This window comes from Kribbella sp. NPDC020701, assembly GCF_055562215.1.
On record NZ_JBVHFT010000014.1, the window covers coordinates 1 to 24,384 of the forward strand.

A 24,384-nucleotide genomic window follows, 5' to 3' on the forward strand; every position below is an offset into this window, starting at 1 on the left:
CGGCCAACCGACGTACCCGCGAAGCACCACCATCACCAAGCCCGCCCCACCGGCATCCCGGCGGCGCCATCACTGAGCCCCATGAATTGCCGGGGTGAGTTGGCAGAACAGCCGGAGCTGTGCGTGCAGCGCGGCGGGCTGGGCGATGTTTCCTGTTCGGACATGCCGTTGCTTGGTCAGAGTCCGAACAGCGGAAACAGCCCGGAGCCGTGGAAGGCGACGATCCTGCTGATGCCCTTGGGGGTGATTGTCAGTATGTGCAGTGCGTGTGGCTGGTGCGCACCGTCGTGGTCGCGGGCGTAGACCGCAAAGGCCGGCTGTCCATTGGCAGAGATGGCGACCAGTTCGGTCGGCCCGATCGTCCGCATCTGTCTGGCCAGGAAGGCGAGGATGGTGTCGCGGCCTTCGAACCAGGTGGCGATCGGCGGCATTTCCCATCGTGCGTCCTCGGTCAATACCGCGACGAGTTGATCGACGTCCGCGGTTTCGAAGGCCTTGGTGTATCGGTCGAGCAGAGCCCGCTGCTGTGGCTCGACAGGTTCGGTGAGGTTGTCTTCGCTGAGCGGAACCTGGGCTCGGGCTCGCTGCAGTGCGCTGTTGACGGCTGCGGTCGTCATCTCCAGCAGTTCCGCCACCTCGGCGGTCCGCCATTGCAGTACGTCGCGCAGGATCAGCACGGCTCGCTGCCGCGGGGGTAGCTGCTGGAGCGCTCCCACGAGCGCGAGCCGCATAGTTTGTCGTTCCACCACGACTGTGGCCGGATCGATCGGTGCGGCGGCGAACAGGAAGTCGGGTATCGGCTGGAGCCACGGTATCTCCGGGGTTCGCTCGACCAGCCTGGCCTGCGGGTTTGTCTCGGGGGCGCCGAGATCGGCGGGCAGCGGCCTGCGTCGGCCCTTTTCCAGCGCCTTGAAACACGCCCGGGCCGCGATACGGTACAGCCAGGTACGCAGCGAAGATCTTCCCTCGAACCCGTCGTATGCACGCCAAGCGTCCAGAAGGACGTCTTGCACCACTTCTTCGGCTTCGTGGACCGAGCCGAGCATGCGGTAGCAGTAGGCGAGCAACTCTCGTCTGAACGGTTCGCTCAGCGTTCCGAAATCGTCGCTGCCGGCTTTGGCTTCAACCATGGTGCGCATGATCCGCCCTTCCGAGTTCGGTTGTCGACGTCACGTTGGTGTCGCGCTCAATAGCCGATGGTGAAGCGGCGCTGCACGAAGCGCGGAAGCTCCACTTCGTCGAGAACGGCTACGGCTGCGTCCTCGGCGGATATGCGACTGCGCCCCTCGGCGTCCATGACGGGCTGGTCGCCGCCGATCCGGAAACGGCCGGTGCGTTCGCCAGGGGCAATTTCCACGGCTGGACTGAGGTAGGTCCACCGCCGGTTGGAGGTACGAAAGAGGTTCAGCGCGTCGCCGTGGCCGCGCATTGCCGCGGCATATTCCCTGGGTAGGCCGAAGCCGTCGATCGCGGCATGGAGCAGCTCGTCGGAGTCGGCGAACACCAGTCCGGGCTTGACCTCGAGACTCGCGGCGCCGCCGACGACAATTAGCCGGACCCGGGAATGGCCTTCCAGTGCGGTCAGCAACGCCGCGGCCGCCCGGGCGTAGATGCCGGGGTCGGCGATGGCGCGCGCCACGGCGTCAGCCGGGTCTTTGGCGGCGTTGCCGACTCCGAATGCGCTGATCAGGACGTCGAGGCCAGCTAGGACTGCGGCGAGATTGTCGGCATCTGTGATATCGACGTTCTTCCATCGGATGTTCTCACGACTGTCCTGAACATTAGATACGCTTCGACTGAACGCTGTGACCTGGTGCCCACGGTCGAGCGCCTCTGTGACGATTCGGCTGCCGATAGTGCCGGTGGCACCAATAATTCCGATTTGCATGATTCTCCTGCGCGGAGGGAAATTCCACTCAACTGGTCGTGATGTCGGCCATGTCGATGGCGACCAGGACGATCTGGTCGTCGCCCATGGTGGTGTAGGCCCGTCGGGTGGCCGGGATGATGATGCCGTCGATGTCGCGGTAGTCGGTGGCGTGAAGGTGTGACTCGGTGGCCGGGTCGACGATGTCGATGGTGAAGTCGTGGCGGCGCAGCAGCCCGTCCGGGCCGAAGCAGAACACCTGCTTGCGGGTGTGGGTCTTGATGTGGTCGGGGAAGGTCACGTGCAGCCGCCGCCATGTCTCACCGTCGGCCTCGATGGGCGCGATCTCTTCGCAGACGAACCCCGGCCACGTGAACAGGAACGGCGTATTCAAGTACGTCCACAGTGCTTCCCCGGTGAAGTACGCCAGATGTAGGTCGTCCCATGGTGTTTGGAACTGGTGGCCGTCGAACGACCGTTCTGGGTCGTCACGTACGTCGATCACCGTACCGCCGGGTTGCTCGAGGACGACCCGGTCCGGCTGGAAGAGCGACCGTCGGTCTTGACCGACGAAGTCCATGGTCAGCCGTTCCCGTGTGGTGTCTACCTCGAAGCGGATGTCCTTCAGCGCGTCGGCCTTTCCCTTGATCTGCCAGAAGGCTCCGGTGATGGCGGCGTCCACGCGGATCGCCCGGATCCGACTCCACCGGTCCACACCACCGTGCGCGGCGACCGCACTCGCAAGTAGATCGTTCATTGCTTTGCTCCTCTCATAGGGGTGCACCGGCCGCCGACGTGGTGTGGCGGCCGAGGGTGTGGTGGTCAGTCGACGATGAGTCCGCCGGTCAGGTTGGCGACGGTTCCGGTCATCGCGGATGCATGGTCGGAGGCGAGGAATACTGCGACCGATGTGAGTTCGGCCAGTGTCGTGGGGCGTTTGCGGTGGGTCATCGCGGTGGCGGCGGCGGTGAATTGGTCTTTCGGGATGCCCAGCGCGTCGGCGTGCAGCCCGTACACGACGTCGATGACCGGTGTCTCGACCATTCCTGTGGTGCGCAGGCAGATCGAGCGGACGCCGTACTGGGCCCACTCCGCGGACAACGCGCGGTTGAGGGCCTCCATTGCCGCCCAGCCGACGCTCATGCCGCCGACCAGGGGCAGGCTCGCGCGCGCGGGTTCTGGTGTGTGCATCATGATCACTCCCGAACCTCGAGGGATCATGTGCCGCGCGGCGGACCTTGCGGTCACGAAGTGAGCCTGCGCGTAAGTCGTGATCGGTCGCAGGAAGTTGTCGACCGATAGGTCGGTGAACGGGATTCCCTGCAATCCTCGCGGTGAGATTCCGATCGCGTTGAACGACACGTCGATGCTGCCGGCGCCGGCGACGACAGCGTCGAGGTGCTCGGTGACGGATTTCTCGTCTCTGGCGTCGACCACAGCGGTCTCGACGGCTCCGCCCGCGGCGGAGATTTCCTTGGCGACGGTGGTGACGTTGTCGGGATTTCGCCCAGTCAGGAAGACCCGGGCGCCTTCGTGGGCGAATCCGCGGGCGACCGCTCCGCCGACCGCTCCGCCGGCGCCGTAGACGACTACGTTCTTGTTTTCCAGCAACATTTCCTTCTCTTTCTCGTTGTTCACGCGAGCGCGTGAAGTCCGTGGCCGGTCAGCTGGTATGCCTGCAGCACGTCCCGGTCGCCGGTGTCCCGGCACAGTCGCGCGATCTCGGCGCCGACGACGGCAGGCGTGAGCTGCGGCGGCACCGTGGGCGAAGCGGACGCCAAGGGTGGCGCAGAGGGATTCGCTCGCGGCGTACGAGGCGAGGAACCGGATCATCGCTTTCGCGCGCGCGACGCGCACGACCGACTGATCCCGATCGATCAGGGCGGCGGCGATCGCCGACCGAAACCGCGGCCGGCTCCGGCGACCACCGCCGCGGGCTTCGGCTGCTGCGATGAGCTCACTGTCGTCTCCCGTGCATGAGTCGGAAGGGTCCCGCACTGCCTCCTCGCCGCGTGTATGGTCCCGGACAACGAGCGCTCTGGTCATGGCGACCACCTCCGACTCATACAGAGGCGATCGCAGAGCGAAAGTCATCGGCGCTCTGCCGTTCGGTGGGCTGTTGATGCTCGCGGGCAGGTCGGCGACACCCGGGGGCGCCACCGCGTCCTGCAGACAAGGGCACGTCGCGTTGACGCCGGCGTTACAGGCCCACCAGCTCGCCAACGCCGGCGACATGTCATGGGCGCAGATGCAATGTGGGATGGCCTCGATTCAGCGTGCGCCGAGTGGGGTACGGCGTTCGCCGAGCGGCTGAACGGGATGTACGCGGTGGCCATCTGGGACCCGCGGATCGAGACCCTGGTGAGGGTCCGCGACCGGATGGGCATCAAGCCGTTCTTCTACTACCCAACCGCGGGTCGAGCGGTTGGAGGGGGAGTCCGACGACGAATGGGAGATGCGGAAGATCTGCTACCTGCACCTGACCCGGTTCGTGCGGATCCTGCTGGATCGCAAGGACCGGATGAGTATGGCGGTCGGGCTGGAGGTGCGGGTGCCGTTCTGCGACCACCGGCTGGTCGAGTACGTGTACAACACGCCGTGGTCGCTCAAGACGTTCGACGGCAAGGAGGAGAGCCTGCTCCGGGCCGCGACCCGGGACGTGCTGCCGGAGTCGGTCGCCGAGCGAAAGAAGTCGCCGTACCCGCAGACCCAGGATCCGGCGTACGTCGAAGCTCTCGCCGGTCAGGTCCGTGGGCTGCTGGCCGACCACCACCCGGTTTTCGACCTGGTCGACCGGAAGTCGGCCGAATCGCTCACTCGGGCGGCCGACGGTACCGCCCGGCGGCACCTGGAGCAGACGCTGTCGCTGGCGACCTGGCTGGACCTCTACCATCCGGACATCCGACTCAACTGAAGCTTCGGCGGTAGGAACTAGTTGCCCGCCTGTGCCAGGATGGCGCTTCCCCTCGGAGGTGATCGCGATGGCTCAGGAAACCCTGCAACTGCTGGTGAGCATGCACCGGATCGTGCGGCACCTGCGCCGGAGCAGGACCACCGCGGTCCTGCACCCGACGCAGTTCCTGGCGCTGATGCTGGTCGCGGACGAGCAACCGATCCGGATCGGCGAGATCGCCGCCCGGGTGCCGTGCTCGCAACCCACCGCGACGACCACGGTCGCCTCCCTCGAGGAGGCCGGCCTGGTCCGCCGCGAGCCCGATCCCGTGGACGGCCGCGCCACCGCGGTCGTCCTCACCGACGCCGGCGCCGCGACCGTCGAGGCCTCGGGCCGCCAAGCAGCCGAGGAACTCGGCAAACTCCTCCGCCGCCTCGACCCCGCCGACCAAGCCCTGGTCCTCAAAGCCGGCGAAGCCCTCGCCCGCATCGCCGACGACCTCTGATCCGGGGCAACCTGGGGCAGATCTCAAAAGGCCCTCCGCGAACCACCAACACCCGCTACAGTTGAGAATGCCGAGGGACACGAGTCCCCCGGAAGTGAACCCGGCAGCTCACCGGACGGTGGACGAGCCGGGTTTCGCGTTTTCACAGCTCCCTCAGCTGAGAGAACGGCGCCACGGCTCGTCTCCATTCGCCACCGCGCATCCAACTCCACGCGACAGCATCCGGCACCCAGAGCAGCGGGTCGGCTTTGGCCACCAACACGTCCCAGCGAAGCGTTTCGTGGCAACCGAAGTGGTGAGTCGCGTCGCGTAGCCACCGGCGATCATGCTCGTAGGTCGACTCCTCCAACTCGACGACAAGCCGTTCAGCTGTCGCCGCGCTGTCCCTGACGATAGCCTCGAGACACCGCCGCCGATCCGCGTGCGTGTCCCGATCCGCGCTGTAGATGTCCACGAGCAGATGAAACCCCGCGATGACGGCGAGGATCTGCTTGCGACGTGCCGGCCGCTCGTGGTTGAAGTGCAATCGTTCCTGTCCCGGCAACAGGAGACCTCTGAGCGACTTGCGATTGACGGCGACGTCGCCTGACGCGCAGCGCGCGGCAGCCATCAGGAACCCTCGGGATTTGGTCTCGTCGACGAATACGTGGATTGGCATGTCCCCGCCCTTGTGAATGGCAACGTTCGACCTTCACACGAGGACGTCGAAGTTCCGGACTGTGACACCGGGGCAGTGCGGGGCAGTCGGGGGCAGATGGAGAAGCCGCCGGAGGGGTGCTCCGGCGGCTTCGGGTGGCTGGGTGTCAGTTGCGGGTGATGGTGAAGGTTGTTGTGGTGTTGCGGATGTCGGTGGTGTTGTTGGTTAGGGTGAGGTTGTTGAAGGTGACGCCGCCGACGGCCGGGCCCTCGCCTGGTTCGGGGAGTTCGTTGGCCCAGATGCCGAAGCCGGACTTGGTGTCGAAGGAGTCGCCGGACTTGCGCGCTCCGGACACCGTGGTGTTGGTGAAGATGGTGTCGGCGACCGGGAAGAGCGGGCTGCCGCCGACGTAGTCGGTCTGGAACATGATCCCGGAGTATGTCGGATCGACGACGTCGAGATCGCTGACCCGAATCCCCTGGAACACCTTCGTGGCGGAGTAGATCCACACCGCGGGGAAGGTCTGGTTACCCCAGAAGTGCCCGCCGGACCGCACCACCGACGCGTTCTCGAACCGAGTCGGCGGAGTCGCGCCGAAGCCGGTCATCGGGATGCCGAAGTCGAGTGAGCTGATCGTGATGCCGGGATAGGTGAGCATGTCCGCGGCGTACAGGTTGCGGAACACGTTGTTCGTCCCGCCGTACACCGCGAACCCGGCGGCCCGCCAGGTCAGCGTCGCGGACAGGTTCTCGAACACGTTGTCCCGGACCTCGCCGCCGCCGTTGTCGGTGGCGTTGAAGAGCGCGAAACTGTCGTCACCGGTGGACCGGGCGTCGTTGTTGCTGACCGTGTTGCCGGCCGACCCGTTGGTCATGTTGATGCCGTCGGCAAACGAGTCCCGGATGCGCGAGTTCTTGATCACCGAGTTGTCGGTGTTCGCGCCCCAGTACAGGCACATCTGGTGCTCGGCCCAGATGTTGTCGATGGTCATGTTCGAGGTGTTCGCGAAGTTGAAGACCTTCCCCGGGCCGTCGTTGCGGCTGTCGTAGTTGCCGAAGTACGAGAATCCGCTGAACGTCGACCCGTTCGCCGACGACTGCGCGTCGAACCCGACATCGGTGTTCGACTGGTTCTGCGGTGCGACGAACCGCGTGAACCACGGCCCGGCGCCGATGACGCGAATCGCCTTGCCGGACACGGTGAACTTCGACGACGTCTGGTACTCACCCGCCGGCAGGTACACACCCTGCAGCGAGCTGTCCTGCCGCACCCGGTCGAGCGCGTTCTGCACGTCCTGGTGGGTGAACCCGGCCGGCGTCACGAATCCGGCGCCCGGGTTCCCGAGCGGCGTCGCCGTCTCGGTGTCGACGAAGTCGATCGAGTACGTCGTACTGTTCGCCGGATCCTTCTGCAGCCGGATCTTCGTCCCCTGCGGATAGGTCTGGTCGAGCATGATGTTCGCTTCGTCGTAGATGTGGCGGGCCGGACCCGACCCTGGTGAGTTGTTCGGCGAAGCCTCCGCGCCGTATAGCCAGGAGTACTTCGAGGTCAGCGGCAATGCCTTGTGGAAGTTGCCGTTCACATAGACGTTGATCGACGACGTCTGACCGCCGCCGCCCGCCGAGTCCGGGATGGAGAACCGGGTGACGAGCGTGTTCGTGCTGGCCCGGGTGGTGAACTCGACGTACGAGCCGTTCGAGTTCAGCGTCACCGCGCGCCGGCCGGACGCCTCACCGGCCAGGTCGCCGATGGTGCGGTTCGGACCGATCACGGAAGCGCCGCCGCCGACCGAGGCGTCCTCGGCCTCCAGGTGGTCGTACGGCATGTTCGCGCCGCGGCCCACGAAGAGCGGCCGCTCGCTGGTGTTGTTCGTCCGCTTGATCGGCAGTTCGTTCGCGTCATCCGCGAGTACGACGCGAACCGTGTAGCGGCCGTTCGCCGCCGTCCAGTTGCCGAGGGCAACAGCGGACGTGGTCGCACCGGCTGCGATCGCGCCGTTGTAGGTCCCCGTCAGCGTCGTGACCACCGACGACCCGTTCAGCACCGTCAACGTGATCCCGTGCGCGCCGGCCGCAGAGGCAACGCTGCCTTGGTTCTTGAGCGCCACGGAGAAGGCGACCGAGTTCCCAGCCGCCGGGTTGTTCGGTGTCCAGTTGACCGCTGCCGCGACCAGGTCCGAGCTGGCGACCGGTGTCACGACCAGCGGGCCGGATGCGTTCGCGGTGTTGTTCGCGTCGTTCTGCTCGATCACCGTGTTCGACTCGTCGACCTTCGCGCTCAGGGCATAGCTGCCCGCGTCCCGGGTGTCGATCGCTGCGGTGACCGTGGTCGACGCACCGGCCGCGATCGCGCCGACAGCCGCCGTACCGACCTTGGTCTGGCCGAGGTAGAAGTTCACGTCGGTCGCCGGGGAGCCCGCCGTACCGCCGTTGTTCACCGTCGCCCGGAGCGTGATCGTGTCGGTCTCGACCGGCGAGGTCGGCGTCCACGAGACGTTCGAGAGGGTCAGATCCGGGTTCGGCGCCGGCACCCCCATCACCTGCAGTTCCGCGACCTGGCCGGCGGGGGCGCCGGTGTTCGCGGTGAAGTTCAGCCGTACGTCGGCCACCCGCGCGCTGACCGGGATCGTCACGCTGTTCCCGCTCGCCGGGCTGAAGTTGTACGACGCACTCGGCACGATCGTGGTGAACCCGGACGCGCTCTGCTCCCGGCCGAGGATCGAGAACGTCTGTGTCCGCGGTCCCCAGGCCGAGTCCGGGTTGAGCCGGATCACGATCGAGCTGAGGTCCGCGTTCGAGCCGAGCTGGGTGGTCAGCGTGGCCGGGTTGGCGTTGCCCTCCCAGTAGGTCGTCACGTTGTCGTCGTTCGCGTTGGCCGGCACGAAGACGTGCACGTACCCGGACGCGTCGATCGGCTTGCCCAGCGCAAGGTTGCTACCGGGTCCGCTGCTGCCGTTCCGGGTCACCGTGTTGCTGTTCGACGATTGATTGCCAGCGGCATCTTTGGCGCGGACGAAGTACGAGATCGTCGTGCTGGCCGGCTGGTTGTCGGTGTAACTCACCACGTTGCCGGCCAGGCCGGTCCGCAGTTGGCCGTTGGCATAGACGTCGTACCCGGTGACTCCGACGTTGTCCGTGGAGGCGGTCCAGGTGAGCCGGATCTGGCCGGCGCCGGGTTCGGTGAGAGTCAGGTTGCCCGGGGCGGTGGGAGTCTGGGTGTCACCGGTCGCCGGGCCGTAGACCTCGAGCTCGGACAGTTGCCCGGCCGGCCAGCCGGTGTTCGCGGTGATCCGGATGCGGACGAACCGCGTGGTCGAGGTGCCGTAGTCGATGGTCACCGTATTGCTCGGCGGGGTGAACGCGCGGAGGGCCGACGCGGACAGGTCGCTGAAGTTCTGCCCGTCGGTGCTGCCCTGGACCGCGAGGGTCTGGTCGCGCGCACCCCAGTTCGCGGTCGGGAGTTTGAGCACGACCTGGTTGGTCGCGACCGAGGAGCCGAGGTCGACCTGGACCCACTGCGGGAACGCGTTGTTGGCGCTCTCCCAGTAGGTGCCCTGATCGCCGTCGGTCACGTTCGACGCGCCGTAGGTCTGGGTGACGGTGCTGGCCGACGCGGCCTTGCCCGCGGCGAGGTTGGGTCCGGCCAGTACGGCGGCCGCCGCGGCGCCGGCCGGGGTCGGGTGGACGAGCGGGCTCGCCGCGAGCGCGAGACTCGCGGCGAGCAAGGCGGTTGGCCGCCGCCACTTCGGGATTCGCATGGCCTCTCCTAGGGGCGGGGGTGAGGACGCAGAGAGATCGCCGCGCTGTGCCGTCAAGAACAAGGAAGTCGGAAACTTGCTTAGATTTTGATCGTTTCTTGCGCAGCGCTGGCTCATTGTTACGGCATGGCTACGCGAGCGTCAACGGTTCGTGACGCGTGGTGGGGCTTTGAAGGGTCAGGAGTAGTCGGCGGAGAACCAGCGCGTCGGGGTGAAACTGAAGAAGACGATGGTGCTGTCCGGGTTGTCGACCTCGGCGTGGGCGAAGTGCTGCGCGGCCTCCTCCGGCATGTACCGGCGCACGATCGTCAGCATCTGCTCGACCGTTGGCCTGCTCACCGAGTCCAGCGTCGCCTCGACCGCGACGTACTTCGCCGGCCAACTCTCCTCCTGGACCAGGAACGTGACCACGCCCGCTGCCTTGATCGCCTCGGCCCGGGCCGTCGTCCGCCCCTGAGTGTTGGTGAACATCGTCAGTGCACCGCCCGGTTCGTACGCGTAGAACGTCGGCACAGTGGTCGGCGGCAACCCGTCGGGCCGCCCCACGCTCACCACCCCGACGTGCTGACCGGCCAGAAACTCCGCACGCCACTGCTGTTTCGTCGTCATCAAGCAAGCTTGCAAAAAACAAGTAAACTCTGTCAAGTAGACTGGGGTCATGACGTCGAAGACCTACGGGCAGTACTGCGGGGTCGCCCGGGCGCTCGAGCTCGTCGGGGAGCGCTGGGCGTTGCTGATCGTGCGCGACCTGCTCGTCGGTCCGAAGCGGTACACGGATCTGCGCGCGGGCCTGCCGAAGATCCCGACCAACGTCCTGGCGACCCGGCTCAAGGAGCTCGAGAGCGCCGGCCTTGTCGAGCGCCGGGTGCAGCCGCGTCCGTCGGGCGCGATCGTTTACGAGCTCACGCCGTACGGTCTGGACCTGGAAGACGTCGTACTCGCGCTCGGCCGGTGGGGAGCGCGGTCACTCGGGGAGCTCCGGCCGGGCGAGATCGCGACGGCGGACTCGCTGGTGATGGCGCTGCGGTCGACGTACCACCCGCCGAAGCGTGGGGCTGGAAAGCTCGCCTACGAACTGCGCTTCGGGGACATCGTCGTACACGCGCTCTGCTCCGGTCCGACGCTCACGGCGGCTCCCGGACCGTTCCCCGAGCCTGCGCCTGCCAACGTGGTCATCGTCGAGGCAATGGCGCCGCTGACGCCGTTGCTGACGGGTGCGATCGACGGGGCGAAAGCACGCGCCGACGGGATCGTCGGCCGGCAGGCGAGCGCCGCGGAGCTGGATGTGTTCGCGACGATCTTCCAGATCAACTGACGAAGGGCCGGCTCGCAGAACGCGAGCCGGCCCTGTGTCGGTCCGAGTCAGTGCTTGGCGGGGCCCTCTGCGCCGGCGCCGGTGAGGGAGCGGACGGAGAGCTCGTGGTAGCGGGACTCGCTGGCCTTGTCGCGGCCGAGGTACGTGCCTAGGACGCCGAACAGGAAGCCCAGCGGGATCGACACGATGCCCGGGTTCGACAGCGGGAACCAGGAGAAGTCGGCGTCGGTGATCATCGACGTCGGCGTGCCGGACACCACCGGCGAGAAGATCACCAGGACGACGGCCGAGATCAGGCCGCCGTAGATGCTCCAGACCGCGCCGGAGGTGTTGAACTTCTTCCAGAACAGGTTGAACAGCAGCGCCGGCAGGTTCGCCGAGGCCGCGACCGCGAACGCGAGGGCGACCAGGAACGCGATGTTCAGCTTCTGTGCCGGGATCGCCAGCCCGATCGAGACCGCGCCGATCCCGATGGCTGCGAATCGGGCCACCCGCAGCTCGCTCTTCTCGGACGGCTTCTCCTTGGCGATGACGTTCGCGTAGAGGTCGTGCGCGAACGACGAGGCCGAGGTCAGCGTCAGGCCCGCGACCACCGCGAGGATGGTGGCGAACGCGACCGCCGCGATGAGCGCGAGCAGGATCGCTCCGCCGATCGAGTCGGCTCCACCGCCGACGGACTCGGCCAGCAGCGGCGACGCCACGTTGCCCTTCGACTCGGCAACCGCCGAACCCTTACTGGTGTCCAGCAGCGCCGCGGCGCCGAACCCAAGGGCCAGCGTCATCAGGTAGAACGCGCCGATCAGACCGATTGCCCACTGCACCGATCGGCGGGCGGTCCGCGAGTCCGGCACGGTGTAGAAGCGGATCAGGATGTGCGGCAGGCCCGCCGTACCGAGGACGAGCGCGAGGCCGAGCGACAGGAAGTCGATCTGCCCGGTCAGGTCCTTGCCGTACAGCAGCCCGGGCTGCAGGAACGCTTCGCCCTTGCCGGACTTCTCGGCGGCCGTGCCGAGCAGGTCGGAGATGTTGAAGTGGAACTTCACCAGCACCAGGAACGTGATCACGATGGCGCCGGCCATCAGCAGCACGGCCTTCACGATCTGCACCCAGGTGGTGCCCTTCATCCCGCCGATCGTCACGTAGACGATCATCAGCGCGCCGACCAGGACGATCACGCCCGCCTTCAGGCCTTCGCTCTTCACGCCGAGCAGCAGCCCGACCAGCGCACCGGCGCCGACCATCTGGGCCAGCAGGTAGAAGATCGACACCACGATCGTGGAGGTCGCCGCCGCGGTCCGGACCGGCTTCTGCTTCATCCGGAACGCGAGCTGGTCGGCCATCGTGAACCGGCCCGAGTTCCGCAGCAGTTCGGCGACCAGCAGCAGGGCCACCAGCCAGGCCACCAGGAACCCGATCGAGTACAGGAAGCCGTCGTACCCGTACAGCGCGATCGAGCCGGAGATGCCGAGGAACGACGCCGCGGACATGTAGTCGCCGGAGATCGCGAGGCCGTTCTGCGCGCCGCTGAACGAGCGGCCGCCGGCGTAGTAGTCGGCCGCCGTCTTGTTCTGCCGGGACGCCCACCAGGTGATGTACAGCGTCACGGCAACGACCGCGGTGAACAGCGAGATGGTCAGCGCCCGGTTGCCCGGCTCGGTGGCCAGCGGGACGAGAAGCGTGTTCACCGGCGGCGCTCCCTCTTGTACTTGGCGTTCAGCCCGTGGGCGAGCGGATCCAGCTTCCGGTTCGCGAACCGGCCGTAGATCGCGGCGATCAGGAAGGTGGACACGAACTGCAACAGACCGAAGATCAGGGCCACATTGATGTGCCCGATCACCTTGTGACTCATGAAGTCACGGGCCCAGTTGTTGCAGGCGACGTACGCCAGGTACCACGCCATGAACGTGATGGTCCACGGCACGACGAAGTTCTTGTAGCGCCGCCTCAGCTCGGTGAAGTCGGCCGCCTCGTACACCGCCTCGTACGCGCGGGCATCCCGCTCGCGCACCGCTTGCTCGTCCATCTGATCCCTGTTCTCTCCCATGACGCAGCACTGGACACGAACAGATGCACGTTAGCCCCAAGTCGCAGATTTGTGACCCACCGCAACCAAAACGTTCACCTGTTTCACAGATGCGGGGCGACCGGGGCGTCGAGAGTACGGCGGTAGTTCGCCAAGTCGCTGGGCCGAGCGCGGTAACAGTCGGTGAAGTACGGCATCCGCAGCGGCTCGGGAGGACGGGCGGTGGCGTCGTACAGCGCGTCGACCTGGTCGAGCGCCGCGTCACGGCGGGACTCGGTCAGAACGGCGATCCGGGAGTGCGACAGGGCCAGTTGCCGCAGGCCCTTCCGGTCCAGGTCCTGCCAGTGCCGGAACCGGGCCGTCTCCACCAGCGCGAACAGGTCCGACTGCAGCAGGATCGGCATCGGGTCGAACCGGTCGTCGCCGATGTGGTCGCTGCCCTGCATCGCGTGGACCATCCGCCGGACCCACGGCACGACCGTGTCGGCGTTGTTCCAGAGCAGGCCGAGTACGCCGTTCGGCCGCAGGACGCGGGCGATCTCCGGCAGGGCCCGGGCGTGGTCGAACCAGTGGAAGGCCTGGCCGACGATCACCGCGTCCACCGAGGCGTGCGCGAGCGGGATCGACTCGGCCGCACCGACCATCGAGTCGATCCCGGGCCGCCGGCGGCAGACCTCGAGCATCTCCTGGGACGGGTCGACCGCGACCACGTCGTGCCCGAGCTCAGCGGCGACGGCGGAGAGTTTGCCGGTGCCGGCCCCCAGATCGAGGACCTGCAGCCCCCGCCCCGGGCCCAGGATCCAGGTCAGCGCCTCGGCGGGAAACGTCGGCCGGCCGGCGTCGTACGCGGCCGCGACGGCGCCGAACGCCTTCGCGCGGGCCGCGTCCGGTACGCCGGATCCTGGATCATCGGTGGTCATCACCGTAAATCATGCCGTAGCCGCAGCCTGCCGCGCTGAAAGGTCGCGTCCTACTCGCCGAGCTTCTTCTGTTCGATGTGCGCGTTGAGCGTGGCCAGGTGCGGATGTGTGTCCAGGATCGCAACCAGTTCGGCGCAGTTCAGGTCGGCCGCGCCGAAGTCCTCGATGAGGGCATCGAGCAACTTCCAGTCGTCCGGGGTGTCCAGCGTCAGCCGGTACTGCGCTCCGCCGCCCGACCAACCCAGGTTCAGCAACCGCAGGTCGCCGGATCGGTTCTGGTGCAGGTACGGCGTGACGTGCTCGCGATCGGACCGCAGGGTCGCCTTGGCCTCGGCGTCGTACAGCCGGGCCGCGGAGAAGATCTCGTAGTCCATGCCGCGCGGATAGGTCCGCTCGAGGCAGTTCGACAGGTAGAGATCGAGGTCGTTCTCGGCCCGCCAGCGATCGACGCCGGTAGCAACGACTTCGGGATCGATCAGCGGGCAGTCCGACGTCACCCGGACGATCCCGTCCAGTTCGTGCTCACGGGCGGCGCCGGCGAAGCGGCTCAGGACGTCGTCCTCACTGCCGCGGAAGACCGGGATCCCGGACTGCCCGGCCACCTCCATCACGATGTCGTCGTTGAAGTTCGTGGTGGTCGCGACGATCACCGGGAGACCGGTGCCGCTCAGTCGATCGAGGTGGTGCTCGAGATAGGTCCGGCCGCGGACGCTCAGCAGGACCTTGGCCGGCAGCCGGGTACTGGTCACCCTGACCTGCGTGACAATGCCGATCTTCAGGTGGTCCATTTGAAGATCTCCCGGATCTCGGCCGGACCGGCGACATGGTCGACGCCCAGCTCGGTGTCGGTGAACTCACGGGCGATCGCCGGCGGGACGAACGGCTGGTCCAGCTCCGGCCAGAGCCGCTTGATCCGCGCCTGCCCGCCGAACGACGGATGCTCGTGCTCGAGCACCATCGGATCACCGTAGACCCCCGGTTGCAGGCCGATCGAACCGCCGTACAGGACGGCGGAACTGAGCCGGTTGGAGGCGACCCGCGTGTGTTTGCGGAGCTCGCGCAACTGTTTGACCAGGAACTTCGTGTCGGTGCGGCGCCAGTGCAGTCCCCGGTAGCCGTGGGTGATGACGCGGAATCCCGCGTCCTTGTACAGATTGCGGATCTCGGGCTTGTCGTACTCGTTCCAGTACAGGCAGACGGTCACCGGACCGGTCTCGTGCTCGTTGATCGAGGCAACGAGGCGGCCGTGGTCGCCGAGCACGTGCTGGCCTTCCCAGCCGTGGAACGGGTAGAAGATGGTGCCCTTGGCCCCTGTCGCGGGAGTGGCGAGCTCGGGGTGCACCTTCAGCAGGTAGAGCCAGACCGAACCGATCACCTCGTAGTTGCGCATCCCCATCGAGTGGCCACGCCGGCGAACGCTGTCGGACCAGACGAACTTCGGCATCCCGGGCGCGAAGTTCGTGCCGTGGGCGAAGCCGTCCAGGATGTTCCAGCCGTGCTGGAGGTAGCCCCAGATCCGCGGTGGCTTCGCGAGTCCGGCGTACGACGCCATGATGTTCGCGTGGCCGTAGAAGTGGTTCGCGTGGTGCATCAGCGGCGGACCTTCCGGAGCAGACGCTTCGCGCGGCGGCGGATCACTCGGGCCGGGTTCAGTACCGCGTGACCGACGCGGTAGGGCAGCGATCGCCGGATCCCGCTGACCGTGCCTTCGAACAGGATCGCGCGTGCGCTCGCGTGCGCCAGCTCGTCCGCGAGGCGCGCCACGGTCGCCAGCTGCTCGGCGCTTCCCAGTGGACGGATCACCTCGGCCGGCGTCGAATCGTCTTCTGGCACAGTGATTCCGGCCATCGACGCGAGCCGCGCGGTCAAGGCGTGCGGGTCGCCACCCGCGGGCCATGGTTGCCGCGAGCCACTTTCCAGCGCCCGCTGCGCGAACCGCTGGAGATGCCCGGCAACATCAAGCTCCTGCCGTTCCCCGAACACCCGGTACGACGCCCCGTCCAGGATGACGTTGTCCGGCGACCCGCCGCCCCCGGTCCCCAGCCAGGCAACGTAGCCGGGGATGATCCGCCGCAAAGTCGCCTGATCGTCGACGCGGAGAGCGGCGAGGAGATACTCCTCGAGCACGACTCCGGACCCGGCGGGAACCGCTCCGCCCGGGAGGATGCCAGGGGCGGTTCCGCCGACGAGGTACCAGGCAGGTGCGAGCTCCTTTGCCAGGCCTGCGTCAGCTGCATCCAACAGCAGACGGTAGGGGTCCATCAGGACCGGGCCTGCGTTGCGTGCGGCAACAGCTCGGGCCGCGGCGACTGCTGCCAAGCCGTCCACTGAGATGAGTGCGAGTTCTGCCTCTATCAGGGACGGGAAGACTGCGTAGCTTTGCGAGACCTCGACACCGGCATCCCTCAAGGCGGCCTGAAGCGGCTTGAGGCCGGGAGGGGCGGTGTCGGTGACGGAGCGGGACCAGTCTTCGTCGCGGGGGAGGGCCGCGGTGATCGCGGGCTGGATCAGGCGTTCGAGGCCGAAGGAGTTCGTCGCACCGAGGAGGAGCCGGCCGGAGGGCGCGAGCCGGGCTTGCAGGCGGGTGACGGCTTCGGTCCAGGTCAACGAGGGGGTGTCCGGACCGACGAGCCGCTCGAGCCCGTCCAGCGCCACGATCACGTCGTACGTCTCGTCCTCGACGAAACGGTCGAGGGCTCCGCAGAAGACCTGGCCTTTGGTGTCGGCGAGGAGTTCGGCGATCTCCTCCGCATCCGGGGCCGAGCGCAGCAGCAGATCCACCGACGTCACCTGTGAGGCGACCGCGGTGATCAGGTCGACGGCGTGCGGCCCGGCGATCAGGACGGAGTCCGCGGGCTGGAGGGTGGCGGCCAGGAGTGCCGCGGCGGCGGGTCCGGCGGCCGCGGGGCGGGCGTCGACCGGGTGCAGATCCGACCAGTTGAGCATCTCTCCGCCGATCAAGTTCGACCGGGTCACATCAGTCACGTTAGCCAATCAGCTTCAGCAGGGTCTCGATCACCCGGTCGACGTCACTGTCGGTCAGGTCCGGGAAGAGGGGGAGGGAGAGCTCCTGGGCGTAGAAACGCTCGGCGTTCGGGCACTGCCCGCGCTGGTACCCCTGGCGCGCGAACACCGGGTGCCAGTACACCGGGATGTAGTTCACCTGTACGCCGATGCCCGCGGCCCGCATGCCCTCGAAGATCTCGCGCCGGCGGTCGCCGAGGATCCGGATCGGGTACAGGTGCCAGGCCGGATCCACGCCCGCCCGCTGCACCGGCGTACGGAGACCGTCCACGTCAGCGAACGCCGAGTTGTAACGCGCGGTGATCTCGGCCCGGCGGCGCTTGAAGTCCGCGAGCCGAGCGAGCTGCGACAGTCCGAGAGCCGCTCCGAGGTCGGTGAGCCGGTAGTTCACGCCGTACTCGTGCACCTCTTGATGCCACGGGCCTTCATCGGTGATCTCGAAGCGGTCCGGATCGCGGACGAGACCGATGAAGTGGAACTCGTGGGCGCGCTGGCCGATCGCCGGGTCCTTGCAGACCACCGCGCCGCCTTCGCCGGTGGTGAGGTTCTTGGTCGGGAAGAACGACATCGTGGTCACATCGGCGAGATCCCCGATCGGGCGGCCGTCGGCGAAGCCGCCGATCGAGTGGGCCGCGTCGGCGAGCGTCCGTGCACCGACCCGATCCGCCAGCGGTTGCAGGGCGGCGTAGTCCGCGGCCTGACCGGCGTAGTCGACGGCCGCGATCACCTTCGTTTGCTCGGTCAGTGCAGCCTCGACGGCTGATGGAGCGATCAGGGCGGTGTCCTCGTCGACATCCGCGAAGACCACCTTCGCTCCCAGGATCGCCGCGCAGGACGCCGTGGCGACAAAGGTCATCGGGGTGGTGACGACCTCGTCACCCGGTCCCACGCCGAGTGCGGCGTACGCGATGTGCAGCGCCGCGGTACCCGACGTGCAGCTGACCGCGCGATGTCCGCCGGACAGCTCGGACACGGCGTTCTCGAACGCGGTGACGGCAGGTCCGGTGGTGAGCCAGTCGCCCCGCAGTACGGCGGTGACGGCCTCGATATCCGCGTCAGAAATCGACTGACGCCCATACGGCAACATTTCCTAGACGTCGCTCTCCAGGATCTTGCGGATTTCCTCGATCGAGTACCACAGGTCGTTGGTGTCCGACGCGTAGTGGAATCCGTCCACGACGGGGATGCCGTCCGACGGCGGGAGGTAGCCCCAGGTGGCCAGGTCGGGCTGGAGCACGAACCGGTTGCCGACCGCGAGCGCGCGGCGGCCTTCCTCCGGGCTGATCATCTCCTCGTGCAGCTTCTCGCCCGGGCGCAGGCCCATGTCGTGCATCTTCGCGCCGGGCGCGATCGCCTCGGCCAGGTCGGTCACCTTCATCGACGGGATCCGCGGCACGTACAGCTCGCCGCCGGTCATCAGCTCGAACGAGTCGACCACGAACTCGACCGCCTGCGGCAACGTGATCAGGAACCGGGTGCAGCGCAGGTCGGTGATCGGCAGCGACTGGCCGGCCGCGTGCAGCGCGCGGAACTTCGGGATGATCGAGCCCCGGCTGCCCATCACGTTGCCGTACCGGACCACCGCGAACCGGGTGTCGTACGCCGCCGCGTAGTGATTGCCGTTGATGAACAGCTTGTCCGCGGTCAGCTTGGTCGCGCCGTACAGGTTGATCGGGCTGGACGCCTTGTCGGTCGACAGCGCGACGACGCGCTTGACGCCGGAGTCGATCGCGGCCTCGATGACGTTCTGCGAGCCGATCACGTTGGTCTGGACGAACTCCCACGGGTTGTACTCGCCGCTGTCCACCTGCTTCAGCGCGGCCGCATGGACGACGTAGTCGACCCGGTGCATGGCCCGCAGCAGTCGTGACCGGTCCCGGACGTCCCCGAGGAAGAACCGCAGTCGCGGGTCGTCGCCGAACAGCTGGCGGACCTCCCACTGCTTGAGTTCGTCGCGGCTGAAGACGATGAGCCGGCGTGGGTTCAGCTGGTCCAGCGCATGCCGGACGAACGCCCGGCCGAAGGATCCGGTGCCTCCGGTGACGAGGATGTCGGAGCCGGTGAGGATGGACACTCGAGCAGGACCCTTCTGACGGACAGTTCCGAGCACTGTACGCGCAGTGCAGACTCGAACAATAGCTGCCCGCTCCGAAGCCGCTTCAATCCCGCAGCCCGGTCAGAGGTGATCAAACGTACGCTCGAAGTCGTTCTGGAAGCGGGAAATCGCAGGTGCAGCCGCTACGGTCGGGGCGTGAAACGCGTCGGGGTGCGGTGTGATGTGGGACCGGGGCGGGGCATCGGGCACGTGATGCGGTGCCTGGCGCTGGCGGAGGAGGTAGGGCGACGCGGGATCGAGCTCGTGTTCGTCTGCGACGCGCACACCGTGCCGTGGGCCGCCGAGCAGATCGCGGCCCGGGGGATCGGGGTGGAGCCGGCGGTGTGGACGGCCGCCGAGCACGTCGAGCTGCTCAAGCGCCTCCAGTTGGACGCGGTGGTCTTCGACTCCTATGACCTGGACGCGTCCGTCTACTCGGCCGTCCGCGGGACGCCCATCCCCACCCTTGCCATCGTCGACGGTGACTTTCGCGGCGCCGAGGCGGACGTGCTGGTCGATCAGAACCTCGCCGCCGAGCTCGACCACCCCGAGCTGGCGCCTGACTCGACCAGGCTGGCCGGTCTCGAGTACGTGATGATCCGCGACGAGATCCTCGCCCTCCGCCCGTCCGAACCACCCGCGCCGCGGCAGGTCGCCGTACCGAAGGTGTTCGCGTTCTTCGGGGGAACGGATGCGTTCGGCGCCGGTCCTCCTGTGGTGCGAGCTCTCGCGGCCACCGGCGTACCGTTCGACGCCACCGTGGTCGCGCCGACGGTCGACTTAGCTGCGCGTGTTGCCGCGGTCAACCTGCAGGCGGGGCAACGAGTCGATGTGATCGGGCCGACGGATCAGCTCGCGGCAGCCGTGCGCGAGGCCGATCTGACCATCAGCGCCTCGGGTACGTCGACCTGGGAGCTGCTGTGCCTCGGAGCCACGGCCGGACTCGTCTGTGTGGTCGACAACCAGGTGATGGGCTACGAGCGAGCCATAGCGACTGGTACGGCGGCCGGAGTCGGTGTGCTGTCCGACCTGAAGACGGATCCGGCTGCTGCAGCGGCAACGCTGAAACGCCTGCTGACCGACCCGACTGAGCGCGCTCGCCTGGCAGCGGCTGGCTGGAAGCTTGTCGATGGCAACGGTCGCGTCCGGGTCGCAGATGCCCTGACGGCCCTTATCTGAGCTCGTAGATCGTGGCGTCCAGCGTGGCGTGCCGGAGCCGGACGTAGTTGCGGAGTGCCGGTGACACCTCGCCCGCGCGATGGTCGGCGTACAGCCAGCGCACGCCGGCCTTGCGGAGGCGCTCGATCGATGCCGGCGTCGGGGCCTTGAAGGCGGCGTCGTTGGCGGCCAGCTCCTCGCGGTTCCAGTACGGGATCAGGCTAGGGTTCCCGCCCGTGGTGACGGCGATCCGGTTGGCCTGGTTGGAGTACGACCAACCTTCGATCAGCACTGGTCGTTCGGACAGGGCGGCGAGCCAGAAGTGCCGGCTGTCGCAGATGCCGTCGCGCTGGATGATGCAGTGCGCGTTGGTGGCGACCAGATCGCCCGGTGTGCTGTTGCGGCGCAGCCACTGCGCCGCACCGGCCTCGGCCGCGGTCGCACCGCCGCGGAAAGGATGAGCGAAGACCAGATTGGACGCCTTGTCCGACACGAACGCCTGCAGCGGAAGCAGCATGGCTCCGATCATGCTCGCTGCCACCGCACCGACGAGCAGAGCCACCAAGACATTCCCGGGTCGCCGGAACGCCTTCCACGCAAGGGCAACGACGACAGCAACCGCTACAAGCACCGCAGCCGTCCACAGCCACGGCCCCCTGATCCCCTTGAGGTCTGCCGACTCGGATCGCGCGACAGCCAGTCCCACCAGCGCGAGCGATCCGGCCGCACCCACGAGCACTACAGCCCGCCGGTCCGCGAGCCGCCCGGCCAGGTTCGCCAGCCCGACCGACGCGAGTACGGCGACCGCTGGGAAGGCAGTCCGCAGGAAGTACAGCTGGCTGACGCCGGACTGCGTCGTCAGCATCGCCCCGAGCAGCCCCGCCGCGGCGAAGCCGAGCAGAAACACTGCGCCGGGGTCCCGCCACTTCCGTCCGATGAAGAACAGCCCCGAGGCGGCCAGGCCCCAGCTCAGCAAGGTCGTTGCTGCCGACAACAACTGCGCGTGCGGGTTGTCGATCACGATCGGGTACGGCTCCAGCTGGATGAACGTCTGGAACGGTTTGATCTCCGTCCCCCACGTGCTGCCGCCGAAGATCGTGATCAGCCCGCCCACGAACACCACGAACGACAGCGCCCCACCGATCGTCGCCGGTCGCGTGGGCTTCCGGGCCACCGTCAGCTGCAGGAACGCGAACGCGAACCCGACGTCCAGCAACGGCAGGATCGTCGACTTGGCGCCGGCCGCGACCAGCGCGAGCAAGATCAGCAACACCCAGCGACTGCGGGGTGCGCTCGACCGCAGCAGATCGACCGCCACGATGCAGAGCGCCAGTGCGATCAGTACGCCGAGGTTCTGCGTCGGACTCAGGTACGCCGCGACCGCAGTGGAGATCCCGCCGAGCCCCTGGTCGGGTAGTGGCTGCACCGCCCCGCCGAGCCCAGCGACCAGGACTGCGAGCGGCCCCGCCCAGGTCGCGCCCGACTCCGAGGTCCGGGCGAAGCGCGTGGTCAGTGCGAAGACCAGTCCGCAGCCGGCGAGGAACAACGGCAGCCAGCTCAGCGAGTGGATCAGGTCGGTCAGATCGATCCGCGTCCCCCACGCCGTCGCGGCCGTCGCCTGGTGGAAGAACGTGTGGTACTTCATCGGCTCGCCACCGAGCCACAGTGTCGAGATCGGTACGTCGTACTTCGCGCTGGCGGCCAGTGCCTGCTGGAAGGCCAGGTCAGGGTACGAGCGCAGCGGGTCGGTGTACGCCGGCAGGAACTGGCCCGGACCGCGCCGGTAGACGACCAGTACGACGACTGCCGTCGCCGCAGCGAGCAGCCAGGCCTGCAGTGGTCGCAGCGGCTGGTCAACCCGCCGCCAGACCCGCGCCCGGACGTCACTGTCCACGAAGGTGATCAACAGCACCACCGGCGCCCACACCCACGACCACGCCTGCAATCCGATCGACGCACTGGCCAGATACACGACGATCTGGGCGGCCGTACCCACTGCGAGCCCGGCCGCGAGGTCCTCGACCAGATTGCGTCCGTAGCTGCCGATCAGTCGCCACAGGGCGAAGCCAGGCAGTGCGATCGCGAGCCCGGTGAACAGCACGAACCGGGCGAGCTCGAAGAAGGTCGAGTGGAGGGCGAGCAGCACGATCGCGAGGATCACGACCGCCAGCCCGGCCATGAGTCCGGAAAGGGAAGGCCCCGCTGTCCGCGGCCCCCGCCGCCTCGCCTTCGCGCGCATGTCGTAACAGTAATGTGAAATCTGTTAGGTCACGAATGCGGAGTGTCACGACTAGTAAGGTCCCGATTTATGCATGCCGATCACCCGGCGCTCTCCGTCGTCGTACCGATGTACGACGAGGAGGAGGTGCTGCCGATGTTCTTCGCACGGATGCGCCCGCTGCTGGACGGACTCGGGATCTCCTACGAGGTCATCGTGGTGGACGACGGCAGCCGGGACGGGACCGCGACGCTGCTGCTCGAGGCCGCCGAGGACTGGGCGCAGTTGCGCGTCATCCGGCTGCTGCGGAACAGCGGTCACCAGGCCGCCCAGTCGGCCGGCTTCCGCCGCGCCCGGGGTGAGTACCTGGTCACGATCGACGCCGACCTGCAGGACCCGCCCGAGGTCATCGCCGAGTTCCTGACCGCGGCGCGCGACCAGGACGTCGACGTCGTGCACGGCGTTCGCTCGGACCGCTCGAGCGACACCTGGCTGAAGCGGACGACCGCGCGGATGTACTACCGGCTGATGTGCCGGCTGGTCGGCAAGGAGATCCCGTTCGACGCCGGTGACTTCCGGCTGGTGTCGCGCCGGGTGGTCGACGCGGTGAATTCACTGCCCGAGGACGGTCGCGTCTTCCGGCTGGTGATCCCGTGGCTCGGCTTCCCGAGCGCGGAAGTGAGGTACGTCCGCGCCGAGCGGGCCGCCGGGACGACGAAGTACAACTTCACCAAGATGCTCCGGCTGGCCTTCGACAGCGTGACCGCGTTCTCGGCGGCCCCGCTGCGGCTGGCGACGTGGCTGGGGCTGCTCGGTGGGATGTTGTCGGGAGTGTTCGTGATCGGAGCATTGGTCATCAAGTTGGCCGGTCGCAGCATCCCGGGCTGGACGTCGACCGTGCTCGCGGTGAGTGTGATCGGCGCGATCCAGCTGCTCTGCCTCGGCCTGCTCGGCGAGTATGTCGCCCGGCTGTTCCAATCCAGTCAGCGGCGACCCCAGTTCCTGGTCGGCTACGACAGCCTCGAAGACCACGGACACCACACCTTCGCCGAAACGGTCGACGAGAACGACTAAAGGGCATGTCTGCCAACCCCGTGCGTGCTGCGCGGGGCGGCGCGCCGAGCTACACCCCCGAGCACCTGCTCGCGACTGCACGGGATTGGCAGACATGCCCTAAGCTCACCCCCCTATGAGTTGGTTTGACGCGCTCGAGGCCGGTGAGTTGACCGTGCGGCCGTCCGTGGACGCTGCGAAGCGGTTCGGCGTCTCGATCGACCGGATGAGCGTGTCCGCCTCCGCCGGTACGCCGCTGTCCGAGGTGCTGACTGCCGTCGAGCGGTCGACGGCCGACGTGGTCGTGCTGCGGTACCCGGCCCGCGAGACCACCTGGTTCGCCGCGCTGGCGAGCGGGCCGCGACAGGCGCTGCTGGCCGACACCGTCGTCTACTGGTCGCTCCCGGCCGGCAAGGGTCGCCGGCCGGCGCCACTGGCCGGGTTCACCGCTCAGGTCGAGCCCGAGGCGGATGACGTCCTGGTGGACGACCTGGTCGCGGACGTGTTCGGCGATTCGGGGAGCCACTACTGCGCCAATCCGGTGTTCGACCGCGCTGTCGCGCTGGCCGGCCGGCAGGACTGGGCCCGACGCCGGATCGCGGACGCCGGCGCGGTCGTCCTGCGCGGCCCCGATCGGCGGGTGCTCGCGCTGGCCGCGATCGACCAGCAGCGCTCGTGGACCGAGATCCAGCTGGCCGGCGTCGTACCGGCCGAACAGGGCCGCGGCCGGTACGGTCACCTGCTCGCGGCGGTCGAGGACGCCTGCACCACCCGGCGCCTGGTCGTGTCGACCCAGGCCCATCACACCGGCATCCAGCGAGTCTGGGCCCGGTACGGATTCGAGCCTGTGCATAACCTTCTGACGCTCCACCTCGTTGCCGCTACGTAGAAAGTGCCTTGGGGGCACATCTAGCTACCT

The 24,384-nt window shown here is 67.6% G+C and carries 22 protein-coding genes and 2 pseudogenes; 7 read left to right on the plus strand and 17 right to left on the minus strand.

Going from position 1 to position 24,384, the window contains the following annotated elements; all coding sequences use genetic code 11:
* Nucleotides 1-176: 176 nt before the first annotated feature.
* The 5 genes from ACZ3HV_RS29540 to ACZ3HV_RS29560 all read right to left on the minus strand — a co-directional run bounded on the left by ACZ3HV_RS29540 (nucleotide 177) and on the right by ACZ3HV_RS29560 (nucleotide 3,627).
* Entirely contained in the window at nucleotides 177-1,139 is a 963-nt protein-coding gene (locus ACZ3HV_RS29540; protein WP_465688823.1) for a sigma-70 family RNA polymerase sigma factor, read from the minus strand.
* Nucleotides 1,140-1,186: 47 nt separating this feature from the next.
* Nucleotides 1,187-1,888, minus strand: coding sequence for an NAD(P)-dependent oxidoreductase (locus ACZ3HV_RS29545; RefSeq protein ID WP_465688825.1), 702 nt, complete (start codon nucleotides 1,886-1,888; stop codon nucleotides 1,187-1,189).
* 28 nt (nucleotides 1,889-1,916) lie between these two features.
* The gene (locus ACZ3HV_RS29550; RefSeq protein WP_465688827.1) at nucleotides 1,917-2,624 is read right to left on the minus strand and encodes a hypothetical protein; all 708 of its coding nucleotides are present in this window, start codon (nucleotides 2,622-2,624) and stop codon (nucleotides 1,917-1,919) included.
* Between the two features lie 65 nt (nucleotides 2,625-2,689).
* Nucleotides 2,690-3,481 (minus strand): SDR family NAD(P)-dependent oxidoreductase, encoded by a 792-nt coding sequence (locus ACZ3HV_RS29555; protein WP_465688829.1) that lies wholly within the window; start codon nucleotides 3,479-3,481, stop codon nucleotides 2,690-2,692.
* Between the two features lie 20 nt (nucleotides 3,482-3,501).
* Nucleotides 3,502-3,627, minus strand: coding sequence for a hypothetical protein (locus ACZ3HV_RS29560; RefSeq protein WP_465688831.1), 126 nt, complete (start codon nucleotides 3,625-3,627; stop codon nucleotides 3,502-3,504).
* A 493-nt stretch (nucleotides 3,628-4,120) separates the two neighbouring features.
* Between ACZ3HV_RS29560 and ACZ3HV_RS29565 the strand changes: the two are divergent.
* The 3 genes and pseudogenes from ACZ3HV_RS29565 to ACZ3HV_RS29575 form a co-directional block, all read left to right on the plus strand.
* Nucleotides 4,121-4,276: pseudogene (locus ACZ3HV_RS29565) on the plus strand (hypothetical protein); the annotation flags it as partial.
* A pseudogene (locus tag ACZ3HV_RS29570) lies at nucleotides 4,272-4,781 on the plus strand (asparagine synthase-related protein); the annotation flags it as partial. The pseudogenes ACZ3HV_RS29565 and ACZ3HV_RS29570, both read left to right, overlap by 5 nt.
* A 67-nt stretch (nucleotides 4,782-4,848) precedes the next feature.
* Nucleotides 4,849-5,265 carry a MarR family winged helix-turn-helix transcriptional regulator gene (locus ACZ3HV_RS29575; RefSeq protein ID WP_360364468.1) on the plus strand — a complete coding sequence of 139 codons (417 nt, stop codon included), beginning with the start codon at nucleotides 4,849-4,851 and terminating at the stop codon, nucleotides 5,263-5,265.
* Between the two features lie 142 nt (nucleotides 5,266-5,407).
* Here the strand turns inward: ACZ3HV_RS29575 and ACZ3HV_RS29580 are convergent, their stop codons facing one another.
* The 3 genes from ACZ3HV_RS29580 to ACZ3HV_RS29590 all read right to left on the minus strand — a co-directional run bounded on the left by ACZ3HV_RS29580 (nucleotide 5,408) and on the right by ACZ3HV_RS29590 (nucleotide 10,268).
* Nucleotides 5,408-5,875: a hypothetical protein gene (locus tag ACZ3HV_RS29580; RefSeq protein ID WP_465688833.1), complete on the minus strand. Its 468-nt coding sequence runs from the start codon at nucleotides 5,873-5,875 to the stop codon at nucleotides 5,408-5,410.
* Between the two features lie 193 nt (nucleotides 5,876-6,068).
* A complete protein-coding gene (locus ACZ3HV_RS29585; protein ID WP_465688835.1) occupies nucleotides 6,069-9,659 on the minus strand; it encodes a discoidin domain-containing protein in 3,591 nt (1,196 codons plus the stop codon).
* A 177-nt stretch (nucleotides 9,660-9,836) separates the two neighbouring features.
* A complete protein-coding gene (locus tag ACZ3HV_RS29590) occupies nucleotides 9,837-10,268 on the minus strand; it encodes a pyridoxamine 5'-phosphate oxidase family protein (RefSeq protein ID WP_465688837.1) in 432 nt (143 codons plus the stop codon).
* 49 nt (nucleotides 10,269-10,317) lie between these two features.
* On the opposite strand from ACZ3HV_RS29590, the gene ACZ3HV_RS29595 reads away from it, so the two are divergent.
* Nucleotides 10,318-10,974, plus strand: coding sequence for a winged helix-turn-helix transcriptional regulator (locus tag ACZ3HV_RS29595; protein WP_465688839.1), 657 nt, complete (start codon nucleotides 10,318-10,320; stop codon nucleotides 10,972-10,974).
* A gap of 47 nt (nucleotides 10,975-11,021) precedes the next feature.
* On the opposite strand, the gene ACZ3HV_RS29600 is transcribed toward ACZ3HV_RS29595, so the two are convergent.
* The 8 genes from ACZ3HV_RS29600 to pseB all read right to left on the minus strand — a co-directional run bounded on the left by ACZ3HV_RS29600 (nucleotide 11,022) and on the right by pseB (nucleotide 19,015).
* The gene (locus ACZ3HV_RS29600; protein ID WP_465688841.1) at nucleotides 11,022-12,659 is read right to left on the minus strand and encodes a solute symporter family protein; all 1,638 of its coding nucleotides are present in this window, start codon (nucleotides 12,657-12,659) and stop codon (nucleotides 11,022-11,024) included.
* Nucleotides 12,656-12,997: a DUF485 domain-containing protein gene (locus tag ACZ3HV_RS29605; protein WP_465688842.1), complete on the minus strand. Its 342-nt coding sequence runs from the start codon at nucleotides 12,995-12,997 to the stop codon at nucleotides 12,656-12,658. Before ACZ3HV_RS29605 ends, ACZ3HV_RS29600 begins: the two co-directional genes overlap by 4 nt.
* Before the next feature lie 104 nt (nucleotides 12,998-13,101).
* The gene (locus tag ACZ3HV_RS29610; RefSeq protein ID WP_465688844.1) at nucleotides 13,102-13,917 is read right to left on the minus strand and encodes a class I SAM-dependent methyltransferase; all 816 of its coding nucleotides are present in this window, start codon (nucleotides 13,915-13,917) and stop codon (nucleotides 13,102-13,104) included.
* A 50-nt stretch (nucleotides 13,918-13,967) separates the two neighbouring features.
* A complete protein-coding gene (locus tag ACZ3HV_RS29615; RefSeq protein WP_465688846.1) occupies nucleotides 13,968-14,705 on the minus strand; it encodes a cytidylyltransferase domain-containing protein in 738 nt (245 codons plus the stop codon).
* Complete coding sequence (locus ACZ3HV_RS29620; protein ID WP_465688848.1) at nucleotides 14,693-15,508, minus strand: hypothetical protein; 816 nt, start codon at nucleotides 15,506-15,508, stop codon at nucleotides 14,693-14,695. The genes ACZ3HV_RS29615 and ACZ3HV_RS29620 overlap by 13 nt, the downstream gene beginning before the upstream one ends.
* Nucleotides 15,508-16,893, minus strand: a complete 1,386-nt coding sequence (locus ACZ3HV_RS29625; protein ID WP_465688850.1) for a methyltransferase domain-containing protein — start codon at nucleotides 16,891-16,893, stop codon at nucleotides 15,508-15,510. The genes ACZ3HV_RS29620 and ACZ3HV_RS29625 overlap by 1 nt, the downstream gene beginning before the upstream one ends.
* Nucleotides 16,894-16,903: 10 nt before the next feature.
* Nucleotides 16,904-18,028 (minus strand): UDP-4-amino-4,6-dideoxy-N-acetyl-beta-L-altrosamine transaminase, encoded by a 1,125-nt coding sequence (gene pseC / locus ACZ3HV_RS29630; RefSeq protein ID WP_465688852.1) that lies wholly within the window; start codon nucleotides 18,026-18,028, stop codon nucleotides 16,904-16,906.
* 3 nt (nucleotides 18,029-18,031) lie between these two features.
* The gene (gene pseB / locus ACZ3HV_RS29635; RefSeq protein WP_465688854.1) at nucleotides 18,032-19,015 is read right to left on the minus strand and encodes a UDP-N-acetylglucosamine 4,6-dehydratase (inverting); all 984 of its coding nucleotides are present in this window, start codon (nucleotides 19,013-19,015) and stop codon (nucleotides 18,032-18,034) included.
* 177 nt (nucleotides 19,016-19,192) lie between these two features.
* On the opposite strand from pseB, the gene ACZ3HV_RS29640 reads away from it, so the two are divergent.
* Nucleotides 19,193-20,215 (plus strand): PseG/SpsG family protein, encoded by a 1,023-nt coding sequence (locus tag ACZ3HV_RS29640; protein WP_465688856.1) that lies wholly within the window; start codon nucleotides 19,193-19,195, stop codon nucleotides 20,213-20,215.
* Here the strand turns inward: ACZ3HV_RS29640 and ACZ3HV_RS29645 are convergent.
* Nucleotides 20,208-22,373: a hypothetical protein gene (locus ACZ3HV_RS29645; protein ID WP_465688858.1), complete on the minus strand. Its 2,166-nt coding sequence runs from the start codon at nucleotides 22,371-22,373 to the stop codon at nucleotides 20,208-20,210. The two genes, ACZ3HV_RS29640 and ACZ3HV_RS29645, sit on opposite strands and share 8 nt — an antisense overlap.
* Nucleotides 22,374-22,502: 129 nt before the next feature.
* Between ACZ3HV_RS29645 and ACZ3HV_RS29650 the strand changes: the two genes are divergently transcribed.
* On the plus strand, nucleotides 22,503-23,486 hold the full coding sequence (locus ACZ3HV_RS29650; protein ID WP_465688860.1) for a glycosyltransferase family 2 protein: 984 nt from the start codon (nucleotides 22,503-22,505) through the stop codon (nucleotides 23,484-23,486).
* A 115-nt stretch (nucleotides 23,487-23,601) separates the two neighbouring features.
* Nucleotides 23,602-24,354, plus strand: coding sequence for an N-acetyltransferase (locus ACZ3HV_RS29655; RefSeq protein WP_465688862.1), 753 nt, complete (start codon nucleotides 23,602-23,604; stop codon nucleotides 24,352-24,354).
* The last annotated feature ends 30 nt before the right edge of the window (nucleotides 24,355-24,384 follow it).

Coding starts and splice junctions, on each gene's coding strand:
- ACZ3HV_RS29540 (WP_465688823.1), bottom strand. CDS start 1,139: ATGCGCACCATGGTTGAAGCCAAAGCCGGCAGCGACGATTTCGGAACG.
- ACZ3HV_RS29545 (WP_465688825.1), bottom strand. CDS start 1,888: ATGCAAATCGGAATTATTGGTGCCACCGGCACTATCGGCAGCCGAATC.
- ACZ3HV_RS29550 (WP_465688827.1), bottom strand. CDS start 2,624: ATGAACGATCTACTTGCGAGTGCGGTCGCCGCGCACGGTGGTGTGGAC.
- ACZ3HV_RS29555 (WP_465688829.1), bottom strand. CDS start 3,481: ATGTTGCTGGAAAACAAGAACGTAGTCGTCTACGGCGCCGGCGGAGCG.
- ACZ3HV_RS29575 (WP_360364468.1), top strand. CDS start 4,849: ATGGCTCAGGAAACCCTGCAACTGCTGGTGAGCATGCACCGGATCGTG.
- ACZ3HV_RS29580 (WP_465688833.1), bottom strand. CDS start 5,875: ATGGCTGCCGCGCGCTGCGCGTCAGGCGACGTCGCCGTCAATCGCAAG.
- ACZ3HV_RS29585 (WP_465688835.1), bottom strand. CDS start 9,659: ATGCGAATCCCGAAGTGGCGGCGGCCAACCGCCTTGCTCGCCGCGAGT.
- ACZ3HV_RS29590 (WP_465688837.1), bottom strand. CDS start 10,268: ATGACGACGAAACAGCAGTGGCGTGCGGAGTTTCTGGCCGGTCAGCAC.
- ACZ3HV_RS29595 (WP_465688839.1), top strand. CDS start 10,318: ATGACGTCGAAGACCTACGGGCAGTACTGCGGGGTCGCCCGGGCGCTC.
- ACZ3HV_RS29605 (WP_465688842.1), bottom strand. CDS start 12,997: ATGGACGAGCAAGCGGTGCGCGAGCGGGATGCCCGCGCGTACGAGGCG.
- ACZ3HV_RS29610 (WP_465688844.1), bottom strand. CDS start 13,917: ATGACCACCGATGATCCAGGATCCGGCGTACCGGACGCGGCCCGCGCG.
- ACZ3HV_RS29615 (WP_465688846.1), bottom strand. CDS start 14,705: ATGGACCACCTGAAGATCGGCATTGTCACGCAGGTCAGGGTGACCAGT.
- ACZ3HV_RS29620 (WP_465688848.1), bottom strand. CDS start 15,508: ATGCACCACGCGAACCACTTCTACGGCCACGCGAACATCATGGCGTCG.
- pseC (WP_465688852.1), bottom strand. CDS start 18,028: ATGTTGCCGTATGGGCGTCAGTCGATTTCTGACGCGGATATCGAGGCC.
- ACZ3HV_RS29645 (WP_465688858.1), bottom strand. CDS start 22,373: ATGGCCGGGCTGGCGGTCGTGATCCTCGCGATCGTGCTGCTCGCCCTC.
- ACZ3HV_RS29650 (WP_465688860.1), top strand. CDS start 22,503: ATGCATGCCGATCACCCGGCGCTCTCCGTCGTCGTACCGATGTACGAC.
- ACZ3HV_RS29655 (WP_465688862.1), top strand. CDS start 23,602: ATGAGTTGGTTTGACGCGCTCGAGGCCGGTGAGTTGACCGTGCGGCCG.